Below are 8609 nucleotides of genomic sequence, written 5' to 3'. Positions count from 1 at the left end.
GATGCTCCAGCAGCATCCGACAGGCGGCGATGATATTCTTCGCCTTGCTGTTGAACAGGCCGATGGTCTTGATGTATTCCTTCAACCCCGTCTCGCCCAGTTCGAGGATCCCAGCCGGAGTGTTGGCCACCGGAAAGAGCCGGGCGGTGGCCTTGTTGACCCCCTTGTCAGTAGCTTGGGCGGAAAGGATCACCGCAATCAGCAGCTCGAAGGTCGAGCTGTAGTTAAGTTCCGTGGTGGGGTTGGGGTTGGCTTGCTGCAGCCGCTCAAAGATATGCCGGCGCTTCTCTTGGTTCATCTCAATCGTGGAGCCCCAGCTGGTGAAGACAGAAAGCGGGAAGTCTAGCAGTTCAGCACCGCTCAGATCATCTCCACCACCCATTTGGTGACCACACCAGTAGCGCGGGCACACTGCTCACCGCGTGCATCGGCAAAGGCTTTGTATTCCGTTGCATCCCACAGGTCATAGGTGCGGCCGGTGAAGCGTTGCTGCAACTCTTCACAGGTGATGCCGCCGAACTCCTCGCGGAAGCGCTCGACCAGTTCCCGACCCTTGCGAAAGTTGCCGATGCCTCGCCCCCGGTCGAGTTTATCCCGATCCCGCCCGCGCTTGGCGCTGAGCGCCATCAGGCCACCGGTGAGCGCACCGCAGGCGCCCTGCCCCATCAGACCTCCACCGCCAGAGAGGCCATGACTCGCCTTGATCGTCTCGTCACTGATGATGCCAATGGTCTCCTGCACCGTGGCCAACACACACTGAGGGCAGCAGCCATAATCCAGTTCATATTGAGTCGCCTTCGCATAGGCCTGTTCGGCGAGTTGTGCGCGCTTTTCCTTGTCCATTACTACTCCAGCAGGGATTGAAGATCCGTCAATTTCAGCAAAATGGTGCAGCTGCGGCATTGATTATGGGCAATCGGAGCATCTGGGGGGCCGCTGAAGGGCAACACCACTCCGCCATGTGCCGGATTGCTCACTCTGCAATGGGTAGATCACCACCCCCCATCCGGTTTGCCTCTTCACCCTGTTAATCCCCACTCTCCTTTTTGACGGTGCCGAGAAACGCGGGCTCAACCCGCTTGCCGTTCAACGCCATAGTGCAGTAGTCGGTCTCATCGATCTGATCCACCACCTTCTCCGCCAGCGCCTCCACCAGCAGGGAGGTTCCGCCGGTGGCTAGCGCGGTCAGGGTGGTGGCGGTGGTCTTCAGTGTTCCCGCCACCTTGGGGGTAATCGTCGGATGCGCCAGCGTGCCCCCAACACTGAGCGGCACCAGGGTCAGCTTCATCACACTGATATTCTTCGCCCGCGGGTCCAGACGCAGATCCAGCTGCTCTCTGCCCAGATCGATCTTACCGGTGCCGATCAGCGACAAGGCACCGGTATCGAAGACGATGGCCCGGGCATCCGCCTGGCCCTTTACGATATCGAAATGGACCACACCGCAGTTGATCGGCTGGCCCTCTTTATCATCGGGCGACGGCAACAGCGCCTGCAGATCGGTAGCGAGGAAACCGATCGCCCCGCTCGAATAGCGCCCATCACTGATCACTAGACGGGCCTCACCATCCGCCCCCGCCATCAGCTCATGCACAGAATCTCCCGAGCCTCGCAGTTGCAGATCCAGATCAGCCTTGCCGGCAAACTGCGGCGCCTCTCCCGGTCCCGCCAGCAACGCCCCATAGTCGAGCTGGCTAATCTGCAGATCTGTTTCCAAACGGGGCAACAAGGGGCGGCTGTCAAGCCTGAGATGACTGCTCATCCTGCCCCCAGAAAAGAGGCCCTGCAGCGGCTTCAGCTGCAGGATGCCATCCTTCAGCGAGAGCTGAAGCTCGAGATCTTTGGCTACATGGCCACGGCCGCTGATCTGTTTCGCCCGATAGACAAGCTCCAGATCAGCCAACTTGAGGCTCTCCAACGGCAGGGGCTCTTTAGAGAAGAGGAACGCCGGTGCCGCTGGCTCTGCTGCCTTCTCCCCCGACGAATCCACCTCCAGAATCTCGCTCGACTCCCTCTGAGCCTTCTGAACCGGTGTCTGTATTTGCGGCGGTGGTGGAAAGATCGCATCGATGTCCAGCAGATTGGAGGCCAGCTCCGCCTCCACTGCCGGGCGCTCACCCTCGAGGCTCAACACCAACCAGCCGGAGAGGTCGCTATTGCCCAGAGTCAGCAGCATCTCATCCAGGCTATAGCGATCCTGCTGCGCTTTCAGCTGGCCCGAAATTTTCAGCGGCAGAGCGGGTATCGGCCCGGCCTCTTTGAGCGCCGGCACCCACGCAGCCAGCGCCTTGACGGTTCTATCCGGATGGGGCGCATCCAGGCCAAGCTGCAGCTCGACCTCTTTGGCCGTCAGCGGAATCTTGACCATACCCTCTATCGAGAGCGCCGCATCCAACGCCGCAGCGTTGATCTGTAGCGGGGTCGGCCGACTCAACAACAGTTCAGCCAGGGAACCGATCTGGCCGTCCGCGCTAAAAGGATCCTCCCCATAGCTGCCGACCAGCTGGTACGCCAGCGGCCCTTTGGCAGCATCGAACCCCATCCGCAGATGTTCGAGCCGCAGTGGAAGCAGCGATTTGCGCTGCGGATTTTTGAGCTGCAGCGCTAGCTGCTTCAGCTCGAGATGGCTGTCGCCCTGCAGCTGCTGCAACAGGGCACGGGGCGATCTACCTCTGCCCCGCAGGTCGATAATCAGATCCAGCCTGCCCTGACTGATCTGCTCCACGCCCAAGGCGCGAGCCAAGATTGCCAGGTCGAGCTGCTCCGCCGTCAGCTGTATTCCCAGGGCCGGTGTGGATTTAGTGCTGTCGAGGGTCAGGTCAGCCTCGATCTGACCCTCCGCCAGCTTCAGCGAGAGGGGTTTCAGCTCCAGCCTGCCGGCTTGTAACGAGAGTTCCAGTGCCAGCGCCTCGATGCTCAGTCCCTGGGTGATGATCCGCTGGCCCTGGAAGCTTAGCCGGGCGTCGAACGCCTGCAACATCGCCAGCGGCAGGGGCTCATCGGAGAGTCTGAGATCAAACAGATGATCCGACGACTGCGCCTGCGCAGCCACTGGCTGGGGCAGCGCGGTTTTCCGCGCCTCACCCTCTGCCTGGGGATGCAGCAACTGATCCAGATCCAACAGGGTCGATCTGAGCGCCAGATCAAAACGCGGCTGCTTGCCGCCAGGCGTGAATGCCAAGCGGCCGGTGAGGTTGTTGTCACCCAGGCTCCAGTTGAGCTGCTCGATGAGATAGCCATCCGCTTGGTCCCTGAATTGGCCGCTGAGCCGCATCGGCTGATGCGGTATTGGCCCGACAGATTTCAATGCCGGCAGCATGCTGGCGGCTGATGCCAGAGCCTGCGCCGGGTTGGGCAGATCCAGGCTGAAGGCGATCTTAATCCCCTTGCCCGTCAGCGCGTTCTGAATCTGGCCCTGCAGATCCAGGACGAGCCCCGGCAGGTCGAGTTTCAGGTCGACCGGCAAGGGGGCGCTGGCCAGTACATTCGGCATCCCCACCCTGCCGGAGAGACTGTAGGCCTGCTGGTTGATGGCGCCCTTGCCATCCAGCTCCAACAGGGTCTGGTCCGAGTTTGCGCCGAGTTGGAGATGATCGATGGTGGTGGTGGCGATTTCGCCGCTGGCGCCATCCCGGTAGCTGACTCTGACCCGTTCGATCTGTGCCAGACGCACCACCGGCAATAACGGCCTGCCGCTGCGGGAGTCGGCGGGACGACTCTTCGCCGGTTTGCCAAACTGCCAGTTGGCCTGCCCATCCGGGTCGGTCTCCAGCAGCAGATCCAGGCCAGCCAGCTCAATCCGATCCACCACCAGACGGCGCTTCAACAATGGCAGCAACTGCAGTTGCAGTTCCAGATGCTCTAGCTGCAGCATCGGCTGCCTGCTTCCCCAGGGGGCATTGGCAAGGCTGACCTGTTGCAGCTTGAGACGGGGTTCGAGGGAGAGTTGCAGTTCAAGATCCCCAGCGATCACCAGTTCGCGCCCGCTCGCCTCACTCAGCTGGGCGGCGAGCCAGGGCTTGAGACGATTGAAGTCGGTGTTCATCAGCAGGATCAAACCGATGAGTAGCACCGCAATCACAAACAGCGACACCAGACCCAGCGCAATCCCCAGCTTTTTCATCGCCACCCTCCCTCTTGGGCGAACCCCACTCAGCAGAAGCCAGCTGGCTACTCGATCGAGTCTTTGACGATGCCATCGAGCAGTTCAAAGATCTCCTGGGTCACCTTGCCCGAATCTCCCGCCAGATACTGTCGGCGGAACGCCACATAGACCTGTTCAGGTTCAGCGGCCTTAATATAAACAGCAATGGTGAAGGGGCAGATCACCAGGTTCTCCGGCGTCACCTGGGTCATCTTGTGGGAGATCACCGCGCTGCAGAACTCCACCGACTCGGCCTTTTTGAAGACATCCTTGTAGCCCAGATCGGGGCCGGTACGATTCAGCATATCGCTCACATGCAGGGTGCCACTGACCAACATGCCGCGTTCCTCAATCGCCATCTTGATGTTGTCGATGACATCCTCATAGGCCTCGTCCGACTTATAGATCTGCACGGCTCCCGCTGCCGCGGGTGCCTCTCCCCCAGCGCTTGCCAGCAGCGGCATCAGCAGGATCATCCACGCCAGAATCACTCTCATCTTCCTTCTCCTTCCCGATTATTGTTCATACGTCGCCGCTGCCCCAACAGGAGAGCGCCCAACAGCAGCAGCGGCGGTAGCACAAACCACCAGTGCGACGGCTGCTGCAGGCTTTCATGGTAACCGACAATGCGACGAGTATAGCCCGGCTCCAGGCCGAGGTTTTCCGCCGGGCTCATGAAGCCGATATCGATTACTCGCAGACTGTCGCCCTCAGCCTCGGTGACGAAACCCATACCCTGCAGACGCTCCGCCACCGGCAGATCCGGCACCATCAGGGTCAGTTCACGCATTACCAGCCGGCCGCTCTCCTGCTCCACTTCCACCTGCAGCCGCAGTGAATCACCCGGGGTAGTGGAACGCAATTGCTCCGCAATCTGCGAGGCAGGCTGCAACTGGTCCGGTGGATAGAGCCAATCCCGCCAGTAATCGGGACGAAACAGGGAGAAGGCGATCAGCAACAGCAGCAGACTCTCCCACCAGCGGTTACGCGCCAGCAGCCAACCCTGGGTGGCAGAGACGAACAGCAACATCGCCGCCAACGCTGAGCTAAACACAACCAGCAGGTGGCCGATGGAATCAACCCCGATCAGCAGCAGCTCGGTGTTAAAGATGAACATGAACGGCAACACCGCAGTGCGAATATCGTAGTAGAACGACTGCAGCCCGGTGCGGATCGGGTCGGCCCGGGAGATCCCCGCCGCGGCGTAGGCCGCCAGCCCCACCGGCGGCGTGTCATCGGCAAGTATGCCGAAGTAGAAGACAAACATATGCACCGCCAGCAGTGGGATCTCCAGCCCGTGGGCGGCGGAGAGCTGCACGATCACCGGCGCCATCAGAGTCGAGACGACGATGTAGTTGGCGGTGGTGGGCAAGCCCATACCGAGCACCATGCAAACCAGCGCGGTGAGCAGCAGCATGAAGAAGACCGAACCGAAAGAGAGACTCTCGATCAGCTCCGCCAGCACCTGTCCGATCCCGGTCAGGCTCACCGTGCCCACCACGATACCGGCAGTGGCGGTGGCAACTCCGATGCCGATCATGTTGCGCGCGCCATTCTCCAACCCACGAATCAACGAGAGCCCACCGTGGCGTAGCGCCGCCGACAGATTGCGCCGGGCAAACAGCGCCCGCAGCCCCTCCTGGCTGAGCTGGATCAGCAGCATCAGGCAAATCGCGTAGAAGACCGCGCTGGCCGGCGACAGCCGCAACAGCATCAGACACCAAACCAACACCACGATCGGCAGTAGAAAGTGCAACCCACCCAACAGCGCCCGGCCAACGCTCATCACCTCATCCAGCCCCGACTCACGGCGCAGATCACAACGCACCTCGCAGTAGATCAGCGCCACATAGAGCCCCATCACCAGCAGCGCCACCCCCCAGAAGGCGGCCGCACCTAACAGGCTAGCGATGCCCTCCACCAGCCAGTAGGCGAGCAGAAAAAACAGCAGCGTACCGGACAGCATCAACCCCGCCCCCAGCAGGCGGGCACTGAGACGGCGCACCGGCCGCATCTCGCCCTGCATACCCGCCTTCACCGCCTCCAGATGTACCAGATAGATCAGCGCCAGATAGCTCAACAGTGCCGGTAGCGCAGCGTGGCGGATCACCTCCACATAGCTGATATTGAGGTACTCCACCATCAGGAAGGCCGCCGCCCCCATCACCGGCGGCATTATTTGGCCGTTGGTGGAAGCCGCCACCTCGATCGCCCCCGCCTTCTCACCGCTGAACCCCACCTTTTTCATCAGCGGGATGGTGAAGGTGCCGGTGGTCACCACATTGGCGATGGAGGAGCCGGAGACCATGCCGGTCAACCCGGAAGCGAGCACCGCAGCCTTGGCAGGGCCGCCACGCATATGGCCCACCAGGGCAAAGGCGACACGGATGAAGTAGTGGCCGCCACCGGCCTGCTCCAGCAGGCTGCCAAACAGCACAAATAGAAACACAAACCCCGCCGAGACCCCCAGCGCAACACCGAACACCCCCTCGCTGGAGAGCCACTGGTGGGAGGCAACCCGCGTCAGCGAGTGGCCCTTGTGGGCCAGCAAATCGGGCAGCCAGGGACCGGAAAAACTGTAACCAAGAAACAGCACGGCGACGATCGCCAGCGGCCAGCCGAGGGCGCGACGAGTCGCCTCCAGCAGCAACACTACCCCGATCACCGCGAGCGTCACATCGAGCAGGCTGGGATCACCAGCACGCTCTGCCAGAGAGTGATGAAAGAGGAAAAGATAGCCGGCACAGAAGGCCCCCACCAGGGCCAGCAGCCAATCGAGCAGCGGGATCTGATGGCTGATCCTGCCTCGTTGGGGTGGAAACGAGAGGTAGGCGAGAAAGATCGCAAAGGCGAGGTGGATCGAGCGCACCTCGGTGTCGTTGAAGACGCCAAAGCCGAGCGCGAAGGGGATCGGTGAGGCACCCACAGCTGGAACAGCGCCCAGCCCAGAGCCACTGCCAGCAACAGCTGCTTCGGCCAGCCTTCGGGACGGCGACCGCCATGCTCCACCGCCTCGATCTGCTCCAGGCGCAGCTTAGCGGACGCGTCACTCATTGGAGAAATTCGTCACTATGCAGCCCAGCTTGAACGCGGCATCAGGATCCAGCCCGGGGCAGGGCTCCTACTCTATCAACCCGGCTTCACGATAGTAGCGCAGCGCCCCGGGATGGTAGGGGGCGGAGTTGCCCTGCAGCATCGACTGCGGGGTGAGATGGGCAAAGGCGGGATGCAATCCGCGCATCGCCTCGAGATTTTCGAACACCGCTTTTACCAGCTGGTAGACCACTTCGTCATCCACATCGGCGCGGCTCACCAAAGTCGCCTTGGAACCAAAGGTATGGGCGTCGAAGTCGTTACCGCGGTACATCCCAGCCGGGATGGTGGCCGGCGCGTAGTAAGAGAGCGAGTCGATCAGCCGCTGCACCGCAGCCCCCTCCACCTGCACCAGTCGTGCGTCACAGGCGGTGGTCGCCTCCTTGATCGCCGCATTGGGGTGACCTGCCATAAAGATCATCACATCGATCTTGTTATCACAGAGCGCGCGGGACTGCTCCGAGGCCTTCAGCTCGGCGGCCAGCTTGAAATCGTCCATGCTCCAGCCGAGCAGCACCATCAGTTCCTCCAGGGTACCGCGCTGACCCGAGCCGGGGTTGCCGACGTTGACCCGTTTACCCTTCAGGTCGGCCAGCGTCTTGACCCCGCTGTCAGTCCTGGCGACCACGGTAAAGGGCTCGCTGTGGATCGCGAAGACTGCGCGCAGATCTTTATTCGGACCCTTGGCCTTGAACTTGGAGCTACCCTGGTAGGCGTGCAGCTGCCAATCGGACTGGGCGATAGCAAAATCGAGCTCGCGATTCGCCAGGGTGTTGAGATTGAAGATGGAACCGCCGGTAGACTCCACGGCACAGCGAATGCCATGGCTGCGCCGGTTGCGGTTGATCAGGCGGCAGATGGCGCCCCCCGCCGGATAGTAGACCCCGGTCAGCCCACCGGTACCGATACTGATGAAACGCTGTTCCGCAGCCTGGGCCAACAGAGTCAGGGAAAACAGCGACATAAACAACAGGGCCTTTCTCATCATCGCCTCCGGATCACCGGACGCCCGGCCCGGCCTGTGGTTTTTATTGCGGCAATCCTAACAGCTTCGCCAATCCATCGGGAGCGACAGCTATCCTCAGTGTTGATCCGGTAGGGGCTCAGGCCTCGAGATCGCATAGCCCTGCACAAAATCGACACCCATACTGGCCAGCTGCTCTCTGATCGCATCGCTCTCGACAAACTCGGCGATGGTCTGCTTGCCCAGTACCTGGGCGATGTCATTGATCGACTTCACCATCGCCAGATTGATCGGGTCATCCAGCATCTCGCGCACGAAGGAGCCATCGATCTTGAGGAAATCCACCGGCAGGTTTTTCAGGTAACCGAAGGAGGACATACCGCTACCAAAGTCGTCCAGCGCAAAGCG

General features: G+C 61.3%; 5 protein-coding genes and 2 pseudogenes. All 7 read right to left on the bottom strand.

All coding sequences use genetic code 11. From position 1 onward, the window contains the following. Positions 1-298, bottom strand: a pseudogene (locus RIFP1SYM_RS14710) (endonuclease III); the annotation flags it as partial. Between the two features lie 62 nt (positions 299-360). Further along, complete coding sequence (locus tag RIFP1SYM_RS14705) at positions 361-843, bottom strand: C-GCAxxG-C-C family protein (protein WP_006474265.1); 483 nt, start codon at positions 841-843, stop codon at positions 361-363. 184 nt (positions 844-1027) lie between these two features. Further along, the gene (locus RIFP1SYM_RS14700) at positions 1028-4123 is read right to left on the bottom strand and encodes an AsmA family protein (protein ID WP_039960645.1); all 3096 of its coding nucleotides are present in this window, start codon (positions 4121-4123) and stop codon (positions 1028-1030) included. A gap of 47 nt (positions 4124-4170) precedes the next feature. After that, a complete protein-coding gene (locus tag RIFP1SYM_RS14695; protein ID WP_005966203.1) occupies positions 4171-4641 on the bottom strand; it encodes a hypothetical protein in 471 nt (156 codons plus the stop codon). Further along, positions 4638-7198: pseudogene (locus tag RIFP1SYM_RS14690) on the bottom strand (TRAP transporter permease). The gene RIFP1SYM_RS14695 and the pseudogene RIFP1SYM_RS14690 overlap by 4 nt, the downstream one beginning before the upstream one ends. A gap of 67 nt (positions 7199-7265) precedes the next feature. Continuing rightward, complete coding sequence (locus RIFP1SYM_RS14685; protein WP_005966200.1) at positions 7266-8225, bottom strand: TAXI family TRAP transporter solute-binding subunit; 960 nt, start codon at positions 8223-8225, stop codon at positions 7266-7268. A 93-nt stretch (positions 8226-8318) separates the two neighbouring features. Next, positions 8319-8609, bottom strand: a 291-nt coding sequence (locus tag RIFP1SYM_RS14680) for an EAL domain-containing protein (RefSeq protein WP_139042166.1), incomplete at its 5' end; no start/stop codon positions are given.

Source organism: endosymbiont of Riftia pachyptila (vent Ph05) (genome assembly GCF_000224455.1).
Lineage (GTDB): Bacteria > Pseudomonadota > Gammaproteobacteria > Chromatiales > Chromatiaceae > Endoriftia > Endoriftia persephonae.
The sequence above is the reverse complement of the archived record's forward strand: the minus strand, read 5'-3'. Positions and strand labels throughout refer to the sequence as shown.